Annotated in this window: 17 protein-coding genes; 9 read left to right on the top strand and 8 right to left on the bottom strand. The window is 65.4% G+C overall.

Features of this window, described 5'->3' with window-relative positions:
* Positions 1 to 169 precede the first annotated feature (169 nt).
* The 4 genes from HHL21_RS09150 to HHL21_RS09135 are packed head-to-tail and all read right to left on the bottom strand — an operon-like array spanning position 170 to position 7232.
* Complete coding sequence (locus HHL21_RS09150) at positions 170 to 3784, bottom strand: tubulin-like doman-containing protein (RefSeq protein ID WP_169464951.1); 3615 nt, start codon at positions 3782 to 3784, stop codon at positions 170 to 172.
* Between the two features lie 26 nt (positions 3785 to 3810).
* Entirely contained in the window at positions 3811 to 4251 is a 441-nt protein-coding gene (locus HHL21_RS09145; protein WP_169464949.1) for a hypothetical protein, read from the bottom strand.
* An 18-nt stretch (positions 4252 to 4269) separates the two neighbouring features.
* Entirely contained in the window at positions 4270 to 5760 is a 1491-nt protein-coding gene (locus HHL21_RS09140) for a hypothetical protein (RefSeq protein ID WP_169464946.1), read from the bottom strand.
* Positions 5757 to 7232 (bottom strand): hypothetical protein, encoded by a 1476-nt coding sequence (locus HHL21_RS09135; protein WP_169464944.1) that lies wholly within the window; start codon positions 7230 to 7232, stop codon positions 5757 to 5759. Before HHL21_RS09135 ends, HHL21_RS09140 begins: the two co-directional genes overlap by 4 nt.
* Positions 7233 to 7470: 238 nt before the next feature.
* On the opposite strand from HHL21_RS09135, the gene HHL21_RS09130 reads away from it, so the two are divergent.
* From HHL21_RS09130 to HHL21_RS09120, 3 genes are all read left to right on the top strand, one after another.
* Positions 7471 to 8526: a M29 family metallopeptidase gene (locus tag HHL21_RS09130; protein WP_169464942.1), complete on the top strand. Its 1056-nt coding sequence runs from the start codon at positions 7471 to 7473 to the stop codon at positions 8524 to 8526.
* A 198-nt stretch (positions 8527 to 8724) separates the two neighbouring features.
* Positions 8725 to 9567 (top strand): phytanoyl-CoA dioxygenase family protein, encoded by an 843-nt coding sequence (locus tag HHL21_RS09125; RefSeq protein ID WP_169464940.1) that lies wholly within the window; start codon positions 8725 to 8727, stop codon positions 9565 to 9567.
* A gap of 11 nt (positions 9568 to 9578) precedes the next feature.
* Complete coding sequence (locus HHL21_RS09120) at positions 9579 to 9980, top strand: DUF2750 domain-containing protein (protein ID WP_229496245.1); 402 nt, start codon at positions 9579 to 9581, stop codon at positions 9978 to 9980.
* Here HHL21_RS09120 and HHL21_RS09115 read toward each other — a convergent pair whose 3' ends face one another.
* Positions 9981 to 12194 carry a CHASE domain-containing protein gene (locus tag HHL21_RS09115; RefSeq protein WP_169464938.1) on the bottom strand — a complete coding sequence of 738 codons (2214 nt, stop codon included), beginning with the start codon at positions 12192 to 12194 and terminating at the stop codon, positions 9981 to 9983. It lies immediately after the preceding gene.
* A gap of 146 nt (positions 12195 to 12340) precedes the next feature.
* On the opposite strand from HHL21_RS09115, the gene HHL21_RS09110 reads away from it, so the two are divergent.
* The 6 genes from HHL21_RS09110 (at position 12341) to HHL21_RS09085 (ending at position 20832) form a co-directional block, all read left to right on the top strand.
* Entirely contained in the window at positions 12341 to 14725 is a 2385-nt protein-coding gene (locus HHL21_RS09110; RefSeq protein WP_169464936.1) for a M1 family metallopeptidase, read from the top strand.
* 9 nt (positions 14726 to 14734) lie between these two features.
* Positions 14735 to 15220: a DUF6702 family protein gene (locus HHL21_RS09105; protein ID WP_206085692.1), complete on the top strand. Its 486-nt coding sequence runs from the start codon at positions 14735 to 14737 to the stop codon at positions 15218 to 15220.
* Positions 15217 to 17244, top strand: a complete 2028-nt coding sequence (locus HHL21_RS09100) for a TonB-dependent receptor (RefSeq protein WP_308640228.1) — start codon at positions 15217 to 15219, stop codon at positions 17242 to 17244. The genes HHL21_RS09105 and HHL21_RS09100 overlap by 4 nt, the downstream gene beginning before the upstream one ends.
* 43 nt (positions 17245 to 17287) lie before the next feature.
* Positions 17288 to 18025: a 2OG-Fe dioxygenase family protein gene (locus HHL21_RS09095; protein WP_169464934.1), complete on the top strand. Its 738-nt coding sequence runs from the start codon at positions 17288 to 17290 to the stop codon at positions 18023 to 18025.
* A 103-nt stretch (positions 18026 to 18128) separates the two neighbouring features.
* Positions 18129 to 19496, top strand: coding sequence for a hybrid sensor histidine kinase/response regulator (locus tag HHL21_RS09090; RefSeq protein WP_169464932.1), 1368 nt, complete (start codon positions 18129 to 18131; stop codon positions 19494 to 19496).
* Between the two features lie 136 nt (positions 19497 to 19632).
* Positions 19633 to 20832 (top strand): GGDEF domain-containing protein, encoded by a 1200-nt coding sequence (locus tag HHL21_RS09085; RefSeq protein WP_206085690.1) that lies wholly within the window; start codon positions 19633 to 19635, stop codon positions 20830 to 20832.
* Positions 20833 to 21133: 301 nt separating this feature from the next.
* On the opposite strand, the gene HHL21_RS09080 is transcribed toward HHL21_RS09085, so the two are convergent.
* From HHL21_RS09080 to HHL21_RS09070, 3 genes are all read right to left on the bottom strand, one after another.
* Entirely contained in the window at positions 21134 to 23551 is a 2418-nt protein-coding gene (locus HHL21_RS09080) for a catalase (protein WP_169464928.1), read from the bottom strand.
* 95 nt (positions 23552 to 23646) lie between these two features.
* Complete coding sequence (locus HHL21_RS09075; protein WP_169464926.1) at positions 23647 to 24213, bottom strand: hypothetical protein; 567 nt, start codon at positions 24211 to 24213, stop codon at positions 23647 to 23649.
* Positions 24214 to 24803: 590 nt separating this feature from the next.
* Entirely contained in the window at positions 24804 to 25538 is a 735-nt protein-coding gene (locus HHL21_RS09070) for a restriction endonuclease subunit S (RefSeq protein ID WP_229496244.1), read from the bottom strand.
* Positions 25539 to 25599: the final 61 nt, after the last annotated feature.

Genomic DNA, 25599 nt, shown 5'->3' with positions numbered 1-25599 from the left:
GGCGACGGCGGCATGTAGGGCGCAGGCGCCGGCCGCGCATGCGCGGGATTACTGACGCCCGCGTGCTGCCCGGTGCCGCAGTAAGGGCAAAAGTCCACCCTGCGCGGCAACGGCCGCGCACAGGCAGCGTGGATACATCGGTACACTTGCTCTTGCACGTAAGGCGCCTTTAGTCCGGATCGGGAACGTCGTCGTCTGGGTCCGGGATCGCTTGCGCATGGCCGAACAGCGGCGCCAGCTCCGGCAGCGCGCCGGCGGCCTGCCATTTGTCGGCCTTCGGATTCCATGCCATGTTCCACGCCTTGGTCGCCTCGCGCACTTCGCCGCGCGCGATGCGCTGCACGATCTCGTCGAGCCCGAACGGTCCGGCCTGGGCGCCATTCAGGAACAGCTTGAAGCGTGCGCCCGCAGTCGAGGCCTGGGCCGGTGCGGCGGCCGGCCGCGCGATCGCGGCGGCGGCGGCTTCCTCGCTGGCCAGGTACTCGGCGCAGATGATGCGCTTGTCGACCGGGCGCTCAACCTCCCACGAATACGCATCGCCAGAGGAGCCTGGCACCAGGGATGTCCACGTGCCGATCGCGGCAAACGCCGCATCGATGTGGCGCGGCCCGACTGCCGGGTCGAGTGCACGCGCGCGCTTGAACCATTCCTCGTACAGGCGGCGCGCGGTAATCGTCGGCAGCGATGGCGACGGCAGCTGAGCGCCGGTCTCGTCGACTTCCAGGCGCGGCTCATACACGCGCTGCTGGTAGTGGCGCATCAGCGCCGCCAGCATTGTCATCTGGTGCGGTCCCATGCCGGCCAGCTTGCGCCTGACGCCTTCGATCACCTGCTCGCGGTAGTACGCGGGCAGGCCGTTCGAGCGGATCGCGAACTCGTTGCCGATCTGTAGCCATTCGCCCGAACCCGGCTCCACCTCGAACAGGTACTGGCCGCGCGGCTGGAACGACGCTTCGCGATCCCCAAGATCGGCCTTGCGCCGGATGACGCCCAGCGCGTTCGCCTGCAGGAACCACTCGTAGTCGTCGGCCAGGCGGTTCAGTTCATCCATCGACGGAGAAATCGGATGGCGGAAGCGGGTCGAGTCGAAATGCAGGTGGGTCGGGATCTTCGGGTTCTCGATCTGGTACGAGGTGCGCCAGGTCGGCAAGCCGCGCAGCACCGTCATCGGATAGCCCGACAGTTCGATGTAGCACACCGCCTTGCCGGTGATGCCGGTGTTGACGATCGAGACCAGCTCGCCGTGGAAGAAACCGGTCGGCACGGCGGCGCGGATCTCCGCTTCCATCCGGCGCCATGCATTGACGTCGCCGACGCCGATGAAGCACTTGAACTGGTCGGCGCGCGGCGTGAACTCGGCCGAGAAGCGCGCGCTAATCCACGGCATCGCGCTCTTGATCCATTCCGCGAAAATGCGGTGGCGCTCCGGCGGTGTCATCGCGGCCAGCCGATCGAGCAGCGGGTCTTGCGGCGCTTCCTCGCCGATCTGTTCGCGCGAGAGCTGGGTCTGGGCGCGACGGAACAGCTTGAGCAGCAGGCTGGAACGCAGCTTGTCGTCGTCCAGCTGCGGGAACAGCCGCGCCGAGCCGCCGAATTCGAGCAGCACTTCCTCACTCCACGCACTGACGTCGCCGGTCAGCCTGACCGGTTGCGGATCGAGGTCGCCAGCCAGCTTGATGCAGGTGGCATGCTCGTGCCTGGCATCCGCGCGCAGCTGGTCGATGCGGCGGTCGACCGCGCCGAGCATCCCCTGCACCGCGCGCCGGCCTTGCTGGAATTCGCCGGCGATGCCGGTCCATACAGGCTGCCCTTGTTCGTCGGTCGACTGTGTTTCGCCCAGCCAGGCGGACATCGCGCGCATGACGTCAATCGACTGGCCCGCCGCCACCGCCAGCAGGTGGAAGCGCAGGTAGTCCGAAATGTCGCGCTTCAGGTGGCCCATCACTTCGCGCGCCTGCGCCTCCTTGCCGATCAGGCGCGTGGACGCCTGCGCCAGGTTGCCGAGCGATTCCTCGACCTGGCGCGTGCGCAGCGCGTCGCGCACATCGCGGTAGCGTTTGCCGTTGCGTTCCGCGTTGCCGAGGTCGCGCTGCAGCAGGCGCGCCTTGACCTGTTCGAGCAGCGACAGCACGAACTCCAGCCCGCCTTGCTTGCGGTCGTCCAGCAGTGCATACAGCTGGCTGCGCGCGCGGTCCTTCAGGCGCGCCGTCAGTTCGATGGTGTGGCGCTTGATGCGGTCCTCGCTGGTCTCGGCAGTGGCGCCGGCCTCCCGGATCGCGTCGCGTTCGAGGTCCGGCAGCAGCCCGGCGACCTTCTCGCGCCACTGCCTGACGTCGTAAGACGCCATGATGCGGTCCATCTCGACCTGCACCTTGCTCTCGACACGTTCGAGCAGCGAGCGCTGGTCCTTGTCCATCAACAGCTGGTCGGTCAGCGCGTATTCCTGGAACGGCGTGACGTCGGACGTTCCCTTCTTAAAGTCGGGGAACTCGCTGAACGGGCGCTCGCTCATCTGCATTTGGTCGCGCATGAAGATGTCGCGTTCCTGGTCGCCCGCACGGCGCGGGGCTACCCCGTCGCGCCCCGCCAGGCCGAAGAACGCCTTGACCATCAACGCCGCCAGTTCATAGGCGCGGATGTCGTCGCGCAGGCTTTGCTGGGTGTCGAGCACCGCCTGGCCGAACGCCGAATATACTTTTGAATACGACAGGCGCATGGCGCCGAAGCGCTGCTCCGGCACGCGCGGGTTGTACGGGCCCAGCTTGTGCTGCTGCTGGTTGACCGCCACCGAGCGTTTGCGGTTGGCGAAATCGGCCGACGCGAAGTCTTCGAACAAGGTGTCCGCCACCATCTGGTAGATGTCCTTGATGTCGGCGGTGGCCTTGTTGGCCAGGTTGGCGGTATCGACGAAGTAGACGTCGTCGAACGGCGCGCCTTTGCCGGCCAGCGAATCCGGGTCGGCCCAGCGCACCTGCGCATTCATGTCGCGCATCGCGGTTTCCAGCTCCATCAAGGTGGCGTAAGCGTTCGCCTCGGTGCGCTCCTTGTTGGCCTTGGCGAAGCCGGACGGCATGAACATCACCAGGTCGACCTGGCTGTCCGATACTTCCTGGCGCGCGATCGCCTTCGATATCCAGCCCAGGTCGAGCGCCGTGCCCGCGCCGGTGCCGCCGGCGCAGGAACCGATGACGACAATGCGGAACTTGGAGGTGTCGACCTGCAGGCCAAGGCGCTGGTAGTTTTCCTTGCGCTCGTTACCCGCGTTACTGCTCAAGAAGTTGAGCGCGCCCTTGATGCGGCCGCGCAGCTTCGGATATTTGTCGAACAGGTAGAGCCGCGCCACCGCGCGGATCTGCCCTGCTCCCTTGGATGGGTCGATGCCGAGCGAGCGCAGTTTCTTGGGCCGCAGCGGCATCCAGCTTTCGATCAGCGGGAAGCGCGCCAGGCTGTCGTCGGACTCGTGGTATTGCGGCAGGTCGATCGGTTCGACCAGCCGTTCTTCGTCCGACAGCTTGACCAGTTCGTACCACGGGTCGGTGCGCTGCGACTTGCCCTCGTCGATGACTGCGCTGTTATCGAGGTCGAAGTGGAGGAAGCGGGCGACCGGGAACTGGCCGATCGACTCGACCCGGGTCGGGTCCTGCTTGTTCCACACTGCCGACAGGATGCGGCGGCGAATGCGCAGCATCACCTCCATCCCGGTGCCGCCCGCGCCGATGAACAGCGTCGGCCGAAGGTCGACCTTCAGTTCCGCCTTCTTCCCTGTGCCTGGATAATCTGCCATGTTCGGTTCTTTCAGTGAAGTAGGGGTCAGCGGCGGCCGACGAAGAATGCGGCCGCCAGCGCAACCAGGCCGACCGCGACCAGCGGTGCGGTCACGGCGAAGGTGAGGAACTTGCTGGCGTTGATGATCGCCAGGACCGCGGCCGCGCTCATGAACGCCAGCCCGACGAACATCAGCCAGCCGGCGCTGCCTGCCGACGACGGCGCCACCCGCCGCACCACCAGGTGGTGGACGTAGGCGTTACGCGCAAAGAAGTACACCAGCAGCAGCACCGCGAACACGGCCGCGCCGATCGCCAGGTCGCGCGTCGAGGTGTCGGTGACGGGCGCGCCTTCCACCGTCGAGGGCACTACTTCGACCTGGCCGGTTGCCGCAGGCAATTCGGTTTTCGGCTGGGCCTCGGCCTCGCCCGGCAATTTGAAGCCCGGGTCTTCGGTCGGCGTGGCGGGAGTCTGGTGGTTCTGCATGCGTGGTTTCCTCGTGGGTCAGCGGCCCAGCCGCACCTGCGCACCATCGCGCAGGTCGATCAGCTGGTGGCCGAAAAGTGTCGTCTTCAGGCTGGCGACCCTGGCGCCGGCCTTGTCGTAGATCGGCTGGGTGGTGCCGGCGCGCGCCATCATCGTGCGCTGCTCGTCCTCCACCGTCAGCCAGGCCTCGCGCGGGCGCCCGAGCGCATACGCGGCGCCTGCCGCGGCGGCCAGCGCGCCAAGCGCCGCGGCCATCACGGCCAGCAGCGGCCCGACGCCGTAATGCACCCGCACCTCGATCGGCAGCACCGCGCGCGAACCGTCGATGCTTGACGGCGGAATAAAGATGTCCGGCAGCGGGTCGCCGGGAAACAGCGCGGCCATGCGTTCACGGAAAGCGCGCGACAGTTCGAGGCGCTGTCCGGTCAGCGTCAGTTCGATCCGGCCCGGCAACACGTAAGCCGATCCGGCCGAGCCAAGCGCCGCGAGCGACCATTTGCCGGGCAGCTGCGCCACCGGCAGCTGCATGACCGACGCCAGCGGTTCGCTTTTTCCGGGCGCGAGGCCTTTTACCTCGGCGTTCGCAAGGCGTATCGGCCGGTCCTCGCCGCCCAGCACCGAGCGCGCGGCCAGCGTGGCGCTGGCGATCGTGTATGGGTACATCGTGTTTTCGAGGTTCCAGCCGATCTTCGCGAGCGGTGACTTCGCGTCGGGCGACACGTCGGCGCGCAGCATGCCGTTCGCCGCCATCGAGAACGACACGCCGCGCGCCTCTTCGACCTTGCGCGGCACCAGCCGAACGGTGGCGCGGTCCAGCGGTTTCAGGCGCGCCGGCGGCTCGGTGATGACGCTGGCGATGCGGCCCGACGCCAGCAGCGCATCTAGTTCGTTCGCGCCCTGCGCGCCAACGGCGAACACATACACCATCAGCCCGTTGGCGCGGTACTGTGCGCCCTGCACCGGCATTTTCAGGGGCCACGCCAGTGCCTTGGCGATGCCGCCGCCCTGGTGTATCAGCTGGTAGAACTCGCGGTTGCGCAGCGCGGTCGCCTGGTCGTTGTCCGGGCTGTTGCGGTTGTTCGTCACCAGCCATACCAGCCCCGGCTTGCCGCCCAGCCCAGTGTGGATGGCCGCCTGGACCGCCTCGCCCAGGTCGGTGTCGGCCAGCGCAGTGCTGCCCGGCTTGCGCGCCGGCTGCAGGCCGTCGATGGCGCCGCGCACTTGCGAGCGTGCGCCGCCGGCTGGCACTCGTGCCGACAGCAGCGCCTTCGGCGACGGCGCGCCGGGACGTCCCTGGTTGAAGGAGGCCAGCACCATCAGGTCGCCCGGCTGGGTGACGGCGGCCGCCAGCTCGACGACCAGCGGCTTGAACTGCGACGCCGGGTCGGCGTAGAACGGCTCCATCCAGCCCGAGTTCTGGACCAGGAACACGTGCGACACGGCGTGCGCGGGCAGGCCGGCGCCAGCCAGCGCGGCGGCCGCGGCGACGTGGCGAATACCGCGCCTCACGACAGTTCTTCCAGTCGCCACCCGCGCATCCGGTTCCAGTCGGGATGGTGCAGCCACAGGCAGCCGTCGTACACGAACGGCACGCATGCGAGCGGCCGCGCGAGGCGCACGATTTCGTCGAGGATGACGTTGCGCTTGCCGATCCATTCGACCGTGGTGCGCGCGATCGTGCGGCCCGACAGCGCATCTTCCGCCCTGCCGGTGTATTTGTGGAAGCGCAGGATCAGGCCGCTTGGCTGGCTGCGGTTGTTGTTGAAACCGCGCAGCAGCGGCAGCACCAGCGTGTCGTCGTCGTGCGGGTCTTCGACGTGCTCCGGGTCCCACGGGTCCCCGACCACCGCGTGCCCGCGGCGGAACAGCAGGCTGGCAAAGCCGAGGCGCGCGCCGTTGACCGGCTCCGATTGCGGCGTCGCGGTGCCCAGTTCGAGGAAGGAATAGCCATCGGCGCCGTGCCCGATCAGCCACAGGCGGCCATCGCGGCTCTGGGTCGGCCCGCCGAATTCAGCTCGCGGCGTCCAGCCGGCCGGCCACGGCAGCCACTGCGGCGCCGTTCCTGCGCGCCATGACAGCTGTCCCTGCGCGTGCAGCCAGGTCAGGCGATCGTCGTAGCCGATCGGGCGGCTCCAGCCACTGGCGGGGACGCCGCCGCAATCGAACACGGTGGCTTCGGCGCCGTCGGCTGTCCACAGGCGCGCGCCGCCGTCGCTGTTAAACAGGCAGGCCACGTGGCGCCGGATCATGCCCGGGCTGCTGGCCAGAGGCGCGTCGAGCACGCACTCGGTGCGGTAGGTTTCGCTGACCGGGTTGATCCATAACCGGTGCAGTCCGGTATCGCTTGGCAGCAGCGCGACTTCGCCGCGCATCGGGTTCAGCGCGGGAATCCACGCGTACTCCGCCGCGGTGAAGGCCAGCGAGGCCGCGCCTGGTTCGGCCGCCATCACATGCCACAGCTGCGCCATCGGATCCCAGTATTGCAGCACGCCGCGCGCGCACGCCAGCGCCAGCAGGCGCGGCACCGGAAAGCCGTAGGCACCGGCGGCGAACACGCATTCGGCATTGGGCGGGACCGGCATCGCCAGTTCGACGCGGCCGATGGCGGGTGCGGCGGGACGTTCTTCGAGGCTGTCGCCAAGCGCCAGCATGGTGACCGGCAGGCCATGCGGCACATGGCGCGGCAGGAACTGGTCGCTCCACGGGCCCCACCAGTCAGGCTGGTTTTTGTACTGGCCGGCCAGCTTGTCGAGCGCGCGCCCGCAGTTCGGGCAGAACGCGAAGCCTTCGGGGAAGATCGGCGAGCAGTCGCACGACAGCGGGAGCGAGGCGCCGAGCAGCTGGGCGCAGTCGGGCACGCGGCCGCGCTCCTGCGCGTGCCAGTCGATCCGGCTCAAGCCTTCGCTCGACACCAGTTCAAACCGTCCGCTCTTGTCGTCCTCCAGCCAGACGCTGGCTGGCGTTTCCCATCGGTATGCCATCTCGCTCGCCTGATATATGTATGAATATACGCAACGATGCCCACCACAATGGGGACGCTGTTGCTTGATAAATCATAGCGCAACTGGAAACTGCGGGCGGTTTGATTGCCCGGTACTGCCAAGCGAGCCCGGCGGGTGCGAAATACGCTACCGCCGGCCTGCAAAAATGCGTCGCGGCAGGCGAAATGGACAGCCGCAACCGTATAATGGCAGGTTGTTTCCCTCCGCAGAATTGATCATGAACACCCCCGTCCCTGCCGCCGCCGATATTGGCGCGATTCCCGCACACGCCGTCGACGCCGCCGCCGCCCACCTGCGCGACATCCTGTCGATCGCGGTCGAGCACCGGCCGGCGCACGGTGCGCTGGTCGTGTTCGACACCCGCTGCGACCTGGCGCGGGCTTTGACCGAAGGCTACCGCCGCACCCTGCCGGAAGCGCTGTTCATCGATTTCGACACCGTCGGGCCCGATGAAGTTCTGGCCGCGTTCAGGCGCATGGCGCCGTCCGGCCTGGTGGTGCTGGTGCAGTCCACCAATTTCCGCCTTGAAGCTTTCCGCATCCGGGTCGAGCTGTTCAAGCTTGGCCTGAAAGTGATCGAGCACGTGCACCTGTCGCGCATGCCGGGTGCGCAGGGCGAGCACTACATCGAGTCGCTCGCCTACGACCCGGCTTACTACCGCGGCACCGGGCGCGCGCTCAAGGCGCTGATCGACCATGCCGGTTCGGGCACGGTGTACAGCGGCAGCGCGAATCCGCTGGTGTTCGGTTCGCGCTTCGAACCGGCCAAGCTGAACGTCGGCGACTACAGCGAGATGAACAACGTGGGCGGCCAGTTCCCGATCGGCGAAGTGTTCACCGAGGCGCAGGACCTGGAAGCGGTCAATGGCGAGGTGCGGGTGCACGTGTTTGGCGATACCGCGTACATGGTCAACCGCCCCGAGGTGCCGGTGACGCTGGTGATCGAACGCGGACGGGTGGTCGGCACGCGCGACGCCACGCCGGAGTTCGAGCATGTGCTGGAAATGATCCGCGCCGACGAGGGCGAGGTATGGGTGCGCGAGCTTGGCTTCGGCATGAACCGCGCGTTCACGGCCGAGCGCAGGGTCAACGACATCGGTACTTACGAGCGCATGTGCGGCATCCACCTGTCGCTGGGCGCCAAGCACGGCGTGTATCCGAAGCCGGGCTTCAAGCGCAAGGATGCGCGCTACCACATCGATATTTTCGCGGTTACCGAAGCGGTGTACCTGGATGACCGGCAGGTGTACAAGGACGGGCAGTGGGCGGTGTGATTGCCGCAGCTCAGGAACTACTTCCGCAGGCGGGACAACGACTTCGCCGCGGGTACCGATGATCGCAGGGTCGAACTGGTGAAGCGGAAGGTGCCGGAATCGGCGATGATTGCAACGTTCAGCACGCCATTACCGCTGAGGCCAGCGATCTTCCAGGCGGATAGTCAGGATCGCATTATCGACATGGGACGGCAACCAATGTTATCGAGAGAGCAACACCATATATTCCATCGCGACGGGTACCTGATGGTGCCCGGCTTCAAGAGCACCGACGAGATCGCGCAGCTGCGCGAACGCGCCGGGCAAATCGTCGACGCGTTCGATCCGGGCCAGAACCGGTCCACCTTCACGACCCAAAACCAGGCCACGGCCAGCGACGCTTACTTCCTCGGCTCGGACAACGCAGTCCGCTGCTTTTTCGAGGAAGAGGCGTTCGACGGCGCCGGCCAGTTGCGCCAGCCCAAAGCGCTGTCGATCAACAAGATCGGCCATGCGATGCACGACCTCGACCCGGTGTTCGACGCTTTCTCGCGCGGCCCTGCGCTGGACGCGGTCGCGCGCGGGCTTGGCCTGGCCGAGCCGCTGATCTGGCAGTCCATGTATATTTTCAAGCAGCCCGGCATCGGCGGCGAGGTGCGCTGGCACCAGGACGCCGCCTTCTTCGACACCGATCCGGTCAGCGTCACGACCTTCTGGTTTGCGCTGGAGGACGCCACCATCGACAATGGCTGCCTGTGGGTCGAGCCGGGCGGCCATCGCGGCCCGATGCGCGAACGCTTCCTGCGCAATGGCGACGCGATCCGGATGGAGAAGCTCGACACGACACCGTGGCCGGACGACAGCGTGGCGGTGCCGCTGGAAGCCAAAGCGGGCAGCCTGGTGGTGTTCCACGGCCTGCTGCCCCACTACAGCGCGCCGAACCGCTCGCCGGCATCGCGCCACGCGTACACGCTGCACGTGACCGATGGGCGGACTGCCTACTCGCCGCAAAACTGGATACAGCGCGGCAGCGGCTTCCCTGCGCGCGGCTTCCTGCCCTGAAAGGACCACTTTTGAATACGCCATACGAACTCACGCAGCAGGAACACGACGCGGTAACGTGTCTTGAAGGCCCGCTGCGCTACAAGCATTTCATTGGCCGTGTCGCCGACACGCAGGTATTGTTCACGCTGCGCACCGACGACGGCTGGGTATCTGCCGTCGACGCCAATGGCGCCGCCGGGCTGCCGCTCTGGCCGCATCCCGCTTACGCGCTCGAAGCTGCGACAGGCGAGTGGGAAGGCAGCGAGCTGGCCGAGATCGATGTCTATCAATTCGCCGACGACTGGCTTCCGGCCATGGCGGCCGGCGGCATGAATGCGATCGTCTTCCCGACACCGGCGGCGCACGGCGTGCTGGTGGCCGCGACGGAGCTGCAGGAAGACCTGCGCGAGGAACTGGCGCGCTACGATTGATTAACGGCCGTCGGGTAGTTCCGCTGGCACGCGCGCCTGCACATCTTCGTCGTGGCTGGGGGCCAGTCCCCGGTCCGGCGCCCGCGTCGGCACGCGGATCGTCACGGTGGTCCCTTTGCCCGGCGCCGAATCGATCTCGACGGTCCCGCCCAGCACACCCGTCACAATGTGATAAACGATATTCATTCCAAGCCCGGTGCCGCCCTGCCCCATCTTGGTGGTGAAGAACGGGGCGAACACCTGGTGCATCACCCGCGCCGGCATGCCGATGCCATTGTCGGCGAACAGGATCAGCACCTGCTCGTCGCCGACCGGATGCACGCGCACCGTGATGCGTCCCGCGCCCTTCCCCTCGAAGGCGTGCAGCATGGCGTTGTTGATCAGGTTCGACAGCACCTGGCCCACGCTGCCCGGATACGAATCCATGACCAGCGTGTCGCAGGCGTCGATCTCCATCTCGCAGTTGGCGCGCTTGAACTGCGCCGCGTACGTGGCCATCGTGTCGCGCACCACGTCGCACAGGTCGAAGCGGCGGCGCTGGGCTCTGGTCTGGTCCACCGCCACCTGCTTGAACGAAGTAATCAGGTCGCCAGCGCGGCGCAGCGAGCTGACCATGATCCCGCATGCCAGTTTGGTATCGGCCAGGTGCGATTCCAGCGCCGAGCGCTTGACCACGCCGTCCGCGCAGCGGGCCTCGAAATCGGCGGCCATGTCGGCCAGCGCGGTCGCGGTCAGCAGGCTGTTGCCGATCGGGGTATTCAGTTCGTGCGCGATGCCGGCGACCAGCGCGCCGAGCGACGCCATTTTTTCCGACGTGATCAGGTTGGTCTCGACCTGCTTCAGGATCGCTTCGGTGCGTTTGCGGTCGCTGATGTCCTGGATCGCCCAGACGCCGCCGCCGGCAAGGTCGGTGCGGTTCAGCGCTTTGCCGTTGATAAGGCACCAGATCGTTTCGCCGTCCTTGCGCACCAGCTCCGCTTCCAGCTCCGAACGCGGGCTGTTGGCGCGTCCGGCGAACGGATTCGGACCGCCGTGCACCAGGATGCTGGTTCGTTTTCCGGTCAGCTCGCCCGGATCGTATCCCATGATTTCTTCCATGCCGCGGTTGCAGCGCACGATGACGCCGCCCGAGAACAGCGCGATGCCGACGCTGGCGCTGTCCTGGAAGGCGCGCTGCTCTTTCAGCGATGCGCTCAGGCGCAGCGCCAGGCTGCGGCTGCGGCCGGACGCGATCAGCAGCGCCGCCATCAGCGCGCTGATGATGCTGCCGGCGGCGCCCACCAAAATCACGTTGGCGACATCGCGGCTGTAGCGGGCGCCGCTGACGGCGCCGACACTCATGGTCCACTGGCGCGGCGCGACGTCGATGGCGCGCTCCAGCGCCAGGCCCGGCACCAGGCCGCGGCCGTTGCCGTTGTCGTACATCGGATCTCGCCTTGCTCCGGCCCCGCCGATACCTGCGTCATGCACCCGCACCGCCATGTGCGGGGCCAGCGCGGGGTCGATCACTTCGCGCATCAGGTTGTTCATCCTGAAGACGATGGCGAGCATGCCAACAAACGCAGCGCGCCGCTGTTCCACCGTATCGATCGGCATGTGGGGCTTGTACACAGGGGTGCGCGCGACGAAGCCGGCGCCTCCTTGCGCAATCTGGATCGGCTCGGCCACGACAAGCGCGCCAGTGTCGCGGCCATGCCGCAGCGCCGCCAGCTGGCCCGGCAAGGCGGCCAGGTCGAGGCCGAAGGCGATCTCGTTGCCCGCCATCGGTTCGTTGTAGTCGATGATGTAATGGTCGTCGCGGCCGGGCGCCGGCGTCACCTTGAATGCCGGGTAACCGCCAGCCAGCAAGGAGGTGTCGCGCCGGACGGTGCCGACGAAGCCGTCGAGCTGGCCGGTGGGCAGGTAGCGGACGAACTGGATCGCCTGGAAGCCCGGGTAGCGCTCGGCAAGGTTGAGTTCACCAATAAACTGGGCAAACTGCTTGCGGTCGACCTGGTCATTGACCGCGAACATGCCCTTCATACTCATCAGCATGTCGAAATAGGTCTGCAGCCGCACCCGCGTGTCGCTGGCGACCTTGTCGGCGTCGCGCTGGAAATTGCCGCGGATGCGGGCATCCTGCGCATTACTGACCAGGATGCAAGTCCATACCGTGAGGCAAATACCAACCGCAAAGGCGAGGTAGCCATAGGTGCGTGTCAGCCGCTTCTCCATCGGTATTTACCTTTCCAGATTCCGGTCCAAGCATCATACCGCCGGGCTGTTCCCATGTTTCAGCTTTTTTACAATTCCCCAAAACAATCCCTGGAGGTAACGTTTAGAATGCCCTTTCCATTTTTCTATAATAACAACGGGTAAATATGAGACGTTTGCCGATCAGCGTTGCGGCGCTGTGTTTTGCCATGTCCGCGCTTGCGGCCGAACCGTTCGACGACAAATTCCGCCAGCTTGAAGAAGTGCTGCCGACGCCGAACACGATCCGTAACGCCTCGGGCGCGCCTGGCCACGCCTACTGGCAGCAGCGCGCCGACTACACGATCCGCGCCCGCCTCGACGAAGCGAACCGCTCGATCTCGGCCACCGAGACCGTCACCTATTACAACAACTCGCCGGACAGCCTGCCGTACCTGTGGATCCAGCTGGACCAGAACATCTTCCAGCCCGGATCCGACGCCCGCACCACCTCCACCGTCGCGTCGCGCGAAGCGTGGGCCAAGGCGCGCGGCGAAGAGGAAGGCATGAAGTTCGAAGGCATGCGCAGCATCCTCGAAAGCCGCACCTTCGACGGCGGCTTCAAGATCGGTGCGGTGAAAACTTCGAGCGGCCAGCCTTTGACGTACACGATCAACAAGACCATGATGCGGATCGACCTGCCGCAGCCGATGAAGCCAGGCTCGCGCTTCACCTTCAACATCGACTTCAGCTACAACATCAACGAAGCGAAGGTGATGGGCGGACGTACCGGCTACGAGAAATTCGACGAAGACAAGAACGACCTGTTCGAGATTGCGCACTGGTTCCCGCGCATGGCGGCCTACTACGACGTCTACGGCTGGCAGCACAAGCAGTTCCTCGGCGCCGGCGAGTTCACGCTGGAATTCGGCGACTACGACGTCCAGCTGACCGTGCCGAGCGACCACATCGTCGCCTCCACCGGCGAGCTGCAGAACCCGGGCGCGGTGTTGACCGCTATCCAGCGCGAGCGCCTCGAGCGCGCGCGCAAGTCGAACAAGCCGGTCGTCATCGTCACCCAGAGGGAAGCCGAGGCGGCCGAGAAGCGCCGCGCCACCGATACCAAGACCTGGCACTTCAAGGCGAAGAACGTGCGCGATTTCGCGTTTGCCACCAGCCGCAAGTTCATCTGGGACGCGCAGGGCTACAAGAAGGGCGGCACCGACACGATGGCGATGTCGTACTACCCGAAGGAAGGCAACCCGCTGTGGGAGAAGTATTCGACCCAGGCGATCATCCACACCATCGAGCAGTACAACAAGTATTCGCTGGACTACCCTTACCCTGCCGCGATCTCGGTCAACGGCCCGGTCGGCGGCATGGAATACCCGATGATTTCGTTTAACGGGCCGCGTCCGACCAAGGACAAGAAGACCGGCGAGCTGACCTATTCGAAGCGCACCAAGTACGGCCTGATCGGCGTGATCATCCACGAAGTCGGCCACAACTACTACCCGATGATCATCAACTCGGACGAGCGCCAGTGGACCTGGATGGACGAGGGCCTGAACACCTTCGTGCAGTACATGGCGCAGCAGGCGTGGGAAGAGAACTACCCGCAGTCGCGCGGCGAGCCGCGCGCCATCGTCGACTACATGCGCAGCCGGAACCAGGTGCCGATCATGACCAACTCGGAGTCGCTGCTCCAGTTCGGGAACAACGCGTATTCGAAGCCGGCCGCCGCGCTGAACGTGCTGCGTGAAACGGTGCTGGGCCGCGACCTGTTCGACTTCGCGTTCCGCGAATATGCGCAGCGCTGGAAGTTCAAGCGCCCTACCCCGGCCGACTTCTTCCGCACCATGGAAGACGCGTCCGGCACGGACCTCGACTGGTTCTGGCGCGGCTGGTTCTACACCACCGAGCCGGTCGACGTCAGCGTCGACGGCATCACCGAGTACGGCATCAGCAGCAAGAATCCGGAAACCGAAAAGGCATTGCAGCGCAGCCGCCGCGCCGAAGAGCCAATGTCGGTCACCGACCAGCGCAACAAGGGCATGCCGCGCCGCGTCGATGCGCAGCCGGAGCTGAAGGACTTCTACAACGAGCACGACGACTTCACGGTCACCAACAAGGACCGCAACAAGTACAACGAGACGATGGAGTCGCTGGAAGACTGGGAAAAGGCGCTGCTCGCGCAGGGCAAGCACCTGTACCTGGTCGACTTCACCAACGTCGGCGGGCTGGTCACGCCGCTGGTGCTGGAGGTTGAACTCAAGGGCGGCAAGAAGTACATCGAGCGCGTGCCGGCCGAAGTGTGGCGCATGTCGTCGAAGAAGATCACCAAGCTGATCGTCACCGACGAGCCGATGGTCGGCCTGACCCAGGACCCGTACTGGGAGACCGCCGATATCGACGTGTCCAACAACGCGTGGCCGCGCAAGGTCACCCCGTCGCGCCTCGAACTGTTCAAGACCAAGCGCGGCGAGGGCGACATGATGAAGGACTTCAATACGCCGTTGAAGACCAAGACGGAGCAGGACAAGGCCGGCGCGCCAGAGAAGGCCGAGGAGTAAGTCATCGCCTTGCATCGCCTGAAGTTCGCCGTGGCCGCCGCGCTGGTTTGCGTCAGCGCGGCGGCGCACGCGCACCGCTACCACGCCGGCATCACCGACCTGTCGTTCAATGCCCGCACCGGCAGCACCGAGATCGTGCACACCTACATGCTGCATGACGTCGAAGCGCTGCTGTCCAACCTGTACCAGCGCCAGTTCGACCTGCAGGACCCGGAAGACGAGGCGATCCTGCGCAAGTACATCGAGCAGCAGTTCTACCTGCTGGCGCCTGATAAATCGCGCCTGCCGCTGCGCTGGATCGGCGTCACTGTCGATCCGCAAAGCGTGACGATCTACCAGGAGCTCGAAGGCACGCCGCCGGAAAAAATCGCGGCCATCCATGACGAAGTGCTGATCGACTTCCTGCCCGACCAGGTCAATACCATCAACATGGCGCCCGGCGGAACGGTCCGGTCGCTGACCTTCCAGCGCGCCAGCGTACGCCAGAGTCCATGATTCATCCGCTGCGACTGCGGCTGGCGCCGATTGCCGTCGGCGCCCTGTGCTGCCACCTGCCGGCCCTGGCCGACGACCCGATGCTGCCGTCCGTGCTGATCCACAGCATGCGCGACGGCGACCTTGGACTGGCCGATTCGGCCAGCGCCGGCAGCGTCTCGCGCCAGCAGCTCGAAGCGCGCACCGTGTACCGCCCCGGCGAACTGCTCGAGGCTGCGCCCGGCGTGCTGGTGACCCAGCATAGCGGCGAAGGCAAAGCCAACCAGTTCTTCCTGCGCGGCTTCAACCTCGACCACGGCACCGACCTGCGCACCGCCATCGACGACATGCCCGTCAACCAGCGCAGCCATGCGCACGGCCAGGGCTGGAGCGACCTGAATTTCCTGATTCCCGAACTGGCTGCGCGGCTGGATTACAAAAAAGGCCCGTACTCGGCCCGCGAAGGCGACTTCGCGTCGGCCGGCAGCGCCTCGATTACTTACGCCAACCGGCTTGCGCGCGGCATCGCCAGCGTCGCGGCCGGCCATGACGGCTACCGCCGCGCGATGACCGCGGCGTCGCCCGAAGCGTTTGGCGGCAACCTGCTGTACGCGCTGGAACTGCTGCACAAGGACGGCCCGTTCACGCGCCCGGAAGACTACCGCAAGGCCAACGCCGTGCTGCGCTACAGCCGCGGCTACGCCAACAACGGCTTCAGCATCGCGGCGATGGCTTACCGCGGCCGCTGGAATGCGAGCGACCAGGTGCCGCAGCGCGCCGTCGATGCGGGGACGATCGGCCGCTTCGACACCATCGACCCGAGCGACGCCGGCGAGGCGCAGCGCTACAGCGTGTCCGGCACCTGGCGCCGCACCGCCAGCGATTCGGCGTCCAAGGTCAATGCCTTCGTGATCCGCAACCGCACCGACCTGTACTCGAATTTCACCTATTTCCTGAACGACCCGGTCAACGGCGACCAGTTCGCCCAGCCGGACCGCCGCGTCACCAGCGGCCTGAATGCGACCCACAGCTGGCACTTGCACGGCGACGCCCGCGCGACCGACATCACGGCCGGCATCCAGCTCCAGAACGACAATATCTTCAATGGCCTGTACAACACGCGCGAACGCAAGCGCCTGTCGGTCACCCGCGAAGACCACATTGTCGAAAGCAGCGCCGCGATGTTCATCGAAGCGGGCACGCGCTGGAACGCGATGCTGCGCACCGTCGCCGGCGTGCGCACCGACCACTACCGCTTCGACGTCAGCAGCGACCGCAGCGATAATTCCGGCACCGCGCGCGCCCGCCTTGCCAGCCCGTCGCTCAGCGTGGCGCTGACGCCGGCCGCAAACACCGAGCTGTACTTCAACATGGGCGCCGGCTTCCACAGCAACGATGCGCGCGGCACGACCGCCGCGGTTGACCGTTCGCCCGGCCTGGTAAAGTCGCGCGGCATCGAAGCAGGATTGCGCACCGAGCCCGTGAAAGGCCTGCAAACCAGCCTCGCCGTGTACCGGCTTGCGTTCGATTCGGAGCTGGCTTACCTGGGCGACGCCGGCGCCACCGAAGCCGGACTGCCAAGCGTGCGGCACGGCGTCGAACTGTCGAACTATTACAAGCCGGTGAAATGGCTGTCGCTCGACCTGGACCTGGCGTACGCGCACGCGCGTTCGCGCGGCGCCGCTGCGGGCGAAGACTTTATCTCTGGTGCGGTCGAAGGCGTCGGGCAGCTGGGCGTGACGGTGGACCGGCGCGGCGCCTGGTCGGGTTCGGCCAACCTGCGCTACGCCGGACCGCGTCCGCTCCTTGAGGACAACAGCGTGCGCAGCGGCGGCAGCAGCACGCTGAATGCACGCATCGGCTACCGGATCAACAGCCGTGTGCGGCTTGAGCTGGAAGGCTTCAACCTGCTCGACCGGCGCGATGCGGCGATCTCGTATTTCTATGCCTCGCGCCTGAATGGTGAAAGCGAAGCACGCGACGACGTGCACTTCCATCCGCTCGAACCGCGCAATTTCCGCGTCGCCGCCATCGTTCAGTGGTAGGCCTCCCCCTGCCGGCCGGCGTGAAAAATGGTACGCTTGCAGGATGACTTACGTTGAACCACCCTATTCAGATCCTGCGCGGCTTGCGGCCGCGCTGAAAGACGACGGCTACGCCGTACTGCGCCCGGCCGACGTGTGCGCCCTGGCCGGCTGCAGCGAAGCCGAGCTGGCCGCGCTGGCCGCAAGCTGGGACAATCTCGAACTCGATAACTACCTGAAGGACGCCGGCCGCTACCGGCGCCGGCGCCACTCCTGCTTCATCCAGGACGGCGCCCTGGCGCAGGCGCCGCACCGCGCGCACTGGCAGCCGGTGGAGTACAACGCGCTCCACGGCGGCATGCACCGCCTGTTCGCGCCGGTTGAAGCGGGCACCGTGGCGCAAGCCGGCTGGCAGCGCCTGCTGCGCAGCCTGGGCGACGTGTGCTCGAAAGTGGCGGGCGCGCGCCGCTGGTATGTCGAAGCGCATCAGTTCCGCATCGATACGCTGGAAGGCATCGGCCGCCCGACGCCGGAAGGCGCGCACCGCGACGGGGTCGACTTTGTCGCCGTGCTGCTGGTCGGCCGCAGCCATATCAAGGGCGGCGAGACGCGCGTGTTCGACGCCGATGGCCCGAATGGCCAGCGCTTCACGATGCTGGAGCCGTGGACCCTGCTGCTGCTCGACGACGCGCGCGTGATCCACGAATCGACGCCGATCCAGCCGGACGGCGCCAACGGCCATCGCGACACCCTCGTATTGACGTGGCGCGCCGGCGGATTCCAGGGCGCGCAGGTGCCGTAAAAAATGTGACTTCTCGCACACTGAAAATTTATGCTTACCGTGCTCGAAGTTCGATATAGTCTTTGGTCAGGCGGCGTGAGCCGCGGCGGCGAGGAGCAGTCCGTTGGAACTAACGAACGACATACATAACCAGCCTTTCGAGATCCTGGTCGTCGAGGACAGCCCGACCCAGGCCGAGCGCCTGCGCCGGCTGATCCAGGCGCGGTCCTACTGCGTGCGCGTCGCGGCCAATGGCAGGCTGGCACTGGACGAGATCAGGGAACGCAAGCCGCACCTGGTCCTGTCGGACATCATCATGCCCGAGATGAACGGCTATGACCTGTGCCGCGCCATCAAGTCCGACCCGGCGCTGGAAGATGTCCCGGTCATCCTCGTGACGGCCCTGAACGACGCCAAGGACATCATCCGCGGCATCGAGTGCGGCGCCGACAACTTCGTGCGCAAGCCGTACGCGGAAGACTACCTGCTAAGCCGCATCAGCCAGATGCTGGCCAACCAGGTCCTGCGCCGCGACATGAATGCCGAAGTGGGCGTCGCGCTGTACCTGGGCGAGCAGAAGCACTTCATCAACGCGGGCCGCCAGCAGATCCTCGACCTCTTGATCTCGACCTACGAGCAGGCGGTGCACGTCAACGGCGAACTGCAGGCGCGCGAACGCCAGGTGATCGAGCTGAATATGCGGCTGGCGCACCACGCCACCGCGCTGGAAAACACCAACCGCGAGATCGCGCACAAGAACCTTGAGCTGGCCGAGGCGAGCCGCATGAAGTCGGCCTTCATCGCGAACATGTCGCACGAGTTGCGCACCCCGCTCAACGCGATCATCGGCTTTACCGGCGCGCTGCTGATGAAGCTTGCCGGGCCGCTGACCACCGACCAGGACAAGCAGCTCAACACGATTCGCACCAGCGCGCGCCACCTGCTCTCGCTGATCAACGATATCCTCGACGTGGCCAAGATCGAATCGGGCAAGGTCACGCTGGCGGCCGAGCGCGTGCACTGCCAGAACCTGCTGAACGAAACCGCCGACACCCTGCGCCCGCTGGCCGCGCAAAAAGGACTGTCGCTGGCGCTCGACCTGCCGGAGACGCCGGTCATCATCACGTCGGACCGGCGCGCGCTGACGCAGATCGTCATCAACCTGGTCAACAACGCCATCAAGTTCACCGAACAGGGCTCGATCAAGGTCGCGCTGTCGCAGCGGATCGCCGACGGCGCATCGCTGACCGAGATTTCGGTGGAAGACAGCGGCAGCGGCATCCGCACCGAAGACCAGGCCAGGCTGTTCCAGGCGTTCTCGCAGCTAGACTCGACCTCGACCCGCAATGTGGAAGGCGCCGGCCTGGGGCTGTACCTGTGCCAGAACCTGGCCAACCTGCTGGGCGGTACGCTGACGCTGAGCAGCGAATTCGGCCGCGGCAGCACCTTCACGCTGAGCCTTCCCACCCGCGAATTCAAGCCAGCCGCCTGAGCCGGCCGGCTTGATGCAAGCCGGATCGCCATTAGATATTTCCCACAAGCATCAAAAATTGAGCTAATGTGCGAGGGTTTAATTTGACGATACGGGGCCAGACGCCCGTTCCATGATGCTCAAATATCAAGCCCCATTGCGACGCCTCGCCCTGCCGGGCATCATTGCCGCCCTTTTCCTCGCGCCTCCGGTGGCGCTGGCCAGTGACCAGAGCGCCCTCGCCGAACTGAAATCGATTCGCGCGCTGGTTGACCATGCCGACACCGAGGCGGTGCGCCGTATCGAGATGGTGCGCCTGGCGCTGCCGCCCGATGCGTCGCCGCTGCTCAAGCGCGAACTGGCCAGCACCGAAGAACGCGTGCGCGGCTGCCTGTCGCCGGGCGCCTTGCAGGCGATCGCCGGGCTGGCGGTGGCGGCAGCGCCGGGCGGCGCGAGCGTTGGCAAGCCGGCCCTCGGCAAGCCCGCGCTTGGCGCCACGCCGGCACGCGCGCCGGGGCTCGACCGCGCCCAGCCTGCGGGCTCGCGCAGCACGGCCGAAACCATCCCGCGGGCACAGCGCCTGCGCCTGCTGGCCACGACCCTGGCGGCGGTGGCGGCGGCCGCGGCGGCCGCTGCGGTCTTCATGATGTACCGCCGCGCGCAGGACAAGAGCGAACGGCTGGCTCAGCTCAATCGCGAACTGGAAGATCAGGCACGCCGCGATCCGCTGACCCGCCTGCAGAACCGCCGCGCCTTCCTCGACAAGATGACCGAGCGCTCGGAGTCGCCGGCGCAGCGCAGGGCAAGCACCGACTGCATCACCCTGATCAATATCGACAATTTCAGGCTGGTCAACGATCGTCTCGGCCATGACGTCGGCGACGCGGTGCTGGCCGAAGTCGGGCGCCGCCTGAACAAGGTCGTGCGCGACACCGACATGCTGGTGCGCTGGGGCGGCGAAGAGTTCCTCGTGTTCTCGCCGAACGCCCATCCGAACCAGATGCGCATGATGCTTGAAAGGGTGATGGGCGCGGTCGGCTCGACGCCGGTGCAGGTCGACGTCAAATCGATCCCGGTGACGATCAGCGCCGGCCTGGCGTGCGTGCCGTTCTCCGGCATCCCGGAGGCCGAATTCGACTGGCAGAAAGTGGTGAGCCTGGCCGACAAGGCGCTGCATCACGCCAAGCAGCAGGGCCGCAACCGCGCGGTGGCCGTGGCCGGCGTCAATGCGGACGAGACGGACGCGCTGGCAGCGATCGAATCCGGCTTCAGCGATGCAGTCGAGCAGGGCATCGTCGAGGTGATGCAAGTCCCGGGGCCAGTAGGGGCACAGGTCAGGCAGCTGCATCCCGCATGAGCGGCGCGCGCTCACCAGCGCAGAGGGAATCCCCCGCCTCGTTCCCGCGCAGCGCGAACGACATGCTAATTTCCACACTTAACGGTGACATAGCCAAAAAAACGCCCGCAGGCCATGATGGCGGGCGGGCGATAATCCAATACAGAGATTGGAGGAGACAGGTTCAATATAGTCTCGCCTATGGTGCATCGCAATACAGTAAAAATACGGTATTGGCGCTACTCACCATCATCTTCGGCATCCATTGATTTAACTAAATAAAATTTGCATAAAACTTAATTTATGCAAATTTTATATCTTCTTACACCATCGGCGGATCGGTCTCGCGCCCAAACGAGCGGTGCGTCGCGAGCGCTTCCTTGAACGCGGCAAGCGCCTGCTTCAGGTCCTCGCCGTGCGCACCCAGCAGGCCCGGATCATCCGAGCCGTCCGCCAGCGCCGGCGGAACGCTGGCCTTTGCAAGCAGCCCAGCGCCAGCGCCAAGAACCAGGATCGGCTTGCAGTGCCGGTACTGCTCGCGCACGAAGTCGAGCGCATGCGCGTCGCGGCTGAGCGCAGTGACGGCGTCCTGCCCGTCCGGCACGACAACCGCGTCGTACAGCACCGACGCACCGGCTTCGAGCGAGATCTCGACGTCGAGCGTTCCACCATCGGCCGCCTTGACCTTGCCCAGCGTGCTTGCCACCACGCGCGGCACCGCGCCATCGGCCAGCAGCGAGTCGTAGATCGTGCGCACCATCGCGGCGTCGACGCCATGCGCGACCAGGATCGCCACGCGGCGCGTCTTGATGCCGGTTTCACCCGGACGGCTCAGCAGCGACAAGGCCGGCGACGGCTCGTACGCGGGAGCAGGACCGGCGATCGCGAGCGGCAGCGGCGCCGGCACGTCCATGCCAAGGCCGGCCGCGACAGCGCCCGCCAGCGTCGCGTCCACGTTCGCCAGCAAGGCCAGCACGCGCAGGCGCACCGCCGGCACCTGCACCCGCGTCAGCTCGAAGCGGAAGGCGGCGGCGATGTGGGCCTGCTCGACCGGCGTCTGGCTCTCGAAGAACAGCGTCGCCTGCGAGTAGTGGTCGGCGAACAGTTCCGGCTTGCCGCGTACCTTGTCTTCCGAAATACGCTCAGGGAAGCTGGTGAAGCCCTTGGCCATGCCGGCCTGGAACGGGCAGCCGCCCGCCAGCGAGTTCGGCTCGTAGGCGACACGGCCGCGCTGGACGGCCTGGCGGTGCATGCCGTCGCGCTGGTTGTTGTGCACTTGCGCGACCGGCGCGTTGATCGGGATCTCGTGGAAATTCGCTCCGCCGAGGCGCGTCAGCTGGGTGTCGAGGTAGGAGTGGATACGCCCTTGCAGCAGCGGGTCGTTGCTGAAGTCGATACCCGGCACGATATGCGCCGTGCAGAACGCGACCTGTTCGGTCTCGGCGAAGAAGTTGTCGGGATTCCGGTCGAGGACCATCTTGCCCAGCGGGAGCAGCGGCACGAGCTCTTCCGGCACGATCTTGGTCGGGTCCAGCACATCGAAGGGGAAGCCTTCCGCCTGTTCTTCGGTGAACACCTGCACGCCCAGTTCCCATTCAGGGAAGGCGCCGGCCTCGATCGCTTCCCACAGGTCGCGGCGATGGAAGTCGGCGTCGGCGCCGGTGATCTTGGCCGATTCGTCCCACACCAGCGAATGGGTACCCTGCATCGGCGTCCAGTGGAATTTGCAGAAGCGCGATTCGCCTGCGGCATTAACCAGCCGGAAGGTGTGCACGCCGAAGCCCTGCATCGTGCGGTAGCTGCGCGGAATCGCACGGTCCGACATCTGCCACATCAGCATGTGGGCGGACTCCGGCATCAGCGAGACGAAGTCCCAGAAGGTGTCATGCGCGCTGGAAGCCTGCGGCATCTGGTGATGCGGCTCAGGCTTGACGGCGTGCACGAGATCAGGGAACTTCATCGCGTCCTGGATGAAGAACACAGGGATGTTGTTGCCGACCAGGTCCCAGTTGCCCTCTTCCGTATAGAACTTGACGGCAAAGCCGCGCACGTCGCGCACGGTATCGGCGGAACCCCGCTCGCCGGCCACGGTCGAAAATCGTACGAACACGGGCGTGCGCTTTCCGGCTGCGGAGAACGGATTGGCGCGGGTCAGGTCGCTGAAGTCTTCGTAGGCTTCGAAGTAGCCGTGCGCGGCCGATCCGCGTGCGTGGACGACGCGTTCAGGAATGCGTTCGTGGTCGAAATGGGTAAGCTTTTCACGAAGGATGAAATCCTCCATGGCGGTCGGTCCGCGCAGGCCGACCTTCAGCGAATTCTGGTTATCGGCAACCGGGACGCCCTGGTTGGTGGTCAGCATCTGGCCGCCGCTGTCGACACGCACCCGGTCGAGCGGGCCATTGGCCGGATTGCTGCCATTGGGCGGAACGCCGCTGCCCACTTTTGCCGAGACGGCGTTTTCGGTGCTGGTGCTGGCGGTTGCCGCCAAGGTTTCCGGCTCCGCCGTGGCGCCAGGCTGCGGGGTGCGCGCCGCGTCGCCGTGTTCGCCCGGCTTGTTCGGATTGAACGGCATCGCGGCGGCCAGGTTCATGCCGGCGACCTTGTTTCCGCGCAGCTGCTCGGCGACGTCGTTCTTCATGCCCAGGCTGGAAGGCGGCTGCGCAGCGGACGGACCTGAAACGGTACTGAGGATCGAACCGGCGCCGGCGGTGGACTGCCCGTTCTTTTTACGTGTAGCCATTTGATACCCCTGACAATTGGAGATGGGAATCGGGACGTACAAAAGCACCCGGCCGCTTTAGCGGGCGGCCGGAGCGTTCAGGTACTGCGCCTGGGTCAGTGGCGACGGCCACCGAGGATCTTCGACAGCAGGTAGCCTGCAGCCAATGCACCCAGTACCGCGGTACCTGGGCTGTTGCGGACGTATTCGCGGCTGGTTGCCGTGAAGTTGTTGTACGCGTCGGTGACCTGGTGCTTCCGTTCATCCATCTTGCCGGAAGCGCCGGAGAACATTTCCGACATCTTGTCGACACCGGCGTGTGCGCTGCTGACCAGGCGGTCAACGGCAGGCTGTGCGGAATCGGCTGCCTTGTCGATCACTTTGTGCATGTCGTCGGCGTTCTTCGGTATGCCGCCCATCGATGGGGAAGCGCTGGAGCCCATGCTGCCTGCGCTGCCGCTGCCCATGCTGCCGCCGCTCGACGGGGATTGTTTGTTCAAGGTACCGCTTGCCGAGGTATCGTTCCTCGACGAACCCATGTTGCCCGAGCTACTGGCGCCCAGGTTGCCCGAGCCCGGAACGTTTGGCGAACCGCTGCTTGCCTGGTTGCCGCCGGCGCCTTTGTCTGCGGAATCCTTACCCATGTTGCTACCCGATCCCTCGTTCGACTTTTGATTATCCATGATCCATTCCCTTTAAATAGTTATACCAATGCGGCGTGAAGCTATCGCCCCTTCAATATTCCTTCCCGGATGAGCGAATACCAAAAATATAACGTCGAGGGGATGCTCACTGTGCGCTGACTAACAGAGCTCGGACATGAAGGAAATGCTGTTGCGACGGGGTCTACGCTGAAATGTGGAGCAGAGGAATGGGATGGTTTCGGGCGGAAATCTCAGCGAAGCGCGCTGTGCCGCCCGGAAATGCGAAATTTTTCCATAAAGTGTCGTACAAAGAAAAAAGGGTTACCAGCGAAGCTTTTTTCTTACTACCTAATCCTGGTGCGCTTGCCGGAATCGAACTAATCGAATAGAGGCTTTACCTATAGGAAGAATCGTTTGACGTTGGTAAACATACCAACAAAAATACCATCAAATCCGCGCGATGGGCTGAGCGAACCAATTGTGGCTTTCCTGCTACTGCCTGGTCAGATGTGAAGTGAGCGCCGCTCCAGTGACCTGCGCGGCAAGCCTCCTCAAATGATCGCTGTCCTTTTTCATGGTCGCGGCGACTGATACGTCCACATGGCCACTCCCGCGCGGTGCAGGCCACGCTAAGCCCACCAGGGCGTTATGCGCGCCAGCAGGGTGTCGCCATTGCGAAATTTTGCACCGGAACCCATGTCGCGTTGGATGGGCGCCTCAACACAGTGCCCGCTCGTGGCCAGACTCGCCATGTCAAGATAAGGCGCGCTCACTGTTTTCCTGAGCTGACGTTTTGGGTTGATGTCGAACGCATCGGCCAAGGCTGTCACGCGCCATCCCTTTGGCACTGGCCCGCGCACCGCCCCCTTCAAAACTGTCAGGAAACAATGCGGCCATCGCATCATCCACTCCTTCAGGCACCCGCCTTCCTGCTTGGCGCGCACTGGATCGAAGTCCACGAACCATGACTTGAACAGGGTTTGAGCGATGGCTTCCAGGGTGGTGTTGGTTTCGCGTAGGAGGGCGATGCGGTTATCAAGGGCAGACAGGAAGACCCCAATATCGCGTTGAACACTTGGCGGCGGGATGTTCACGTCGATGCTGTCCAAGGTGGACTGATTTATTAGTGGCTGCCCTGAGGTACGCGTCGGGCGCGCTTCGCGGACAACGGCGCGGCTTGGGGTCGTGTCGCCGCCCATGAACAGCGAAATGCCGAGCACGGTCGTTGCCGACGCCGGCAATCTCGGACGAGCAGCCATTTTCCAGAAGGTAATGCAGATTGCGGGCCAGAATTCCTTGTCCGGGACGGCGACGCCCGGCGCCAGCCGGAACCACACTGTTGTTTTTCGGAGTGAATTTTCCAACTTCCGCTCCTTATGTGCGCTATTGCACCGAGCGCGTCCATTCGAACGGCAATAGTGGGAA

Source organism: Massilia polaris (assembly GCF_012927275.1).
GTDB classification, from domain to species: Bacteria; Pseudomonadota; Gammaproteobacteria; order Burkholderiales; family Burkholderiaceae_D; genus Telluria_A; species Telluria_A polaris.
Note: the sequence above shows the minus strand (reverse complement) of the source record. Positions and strands in the feature narration are given on the sequence as shown.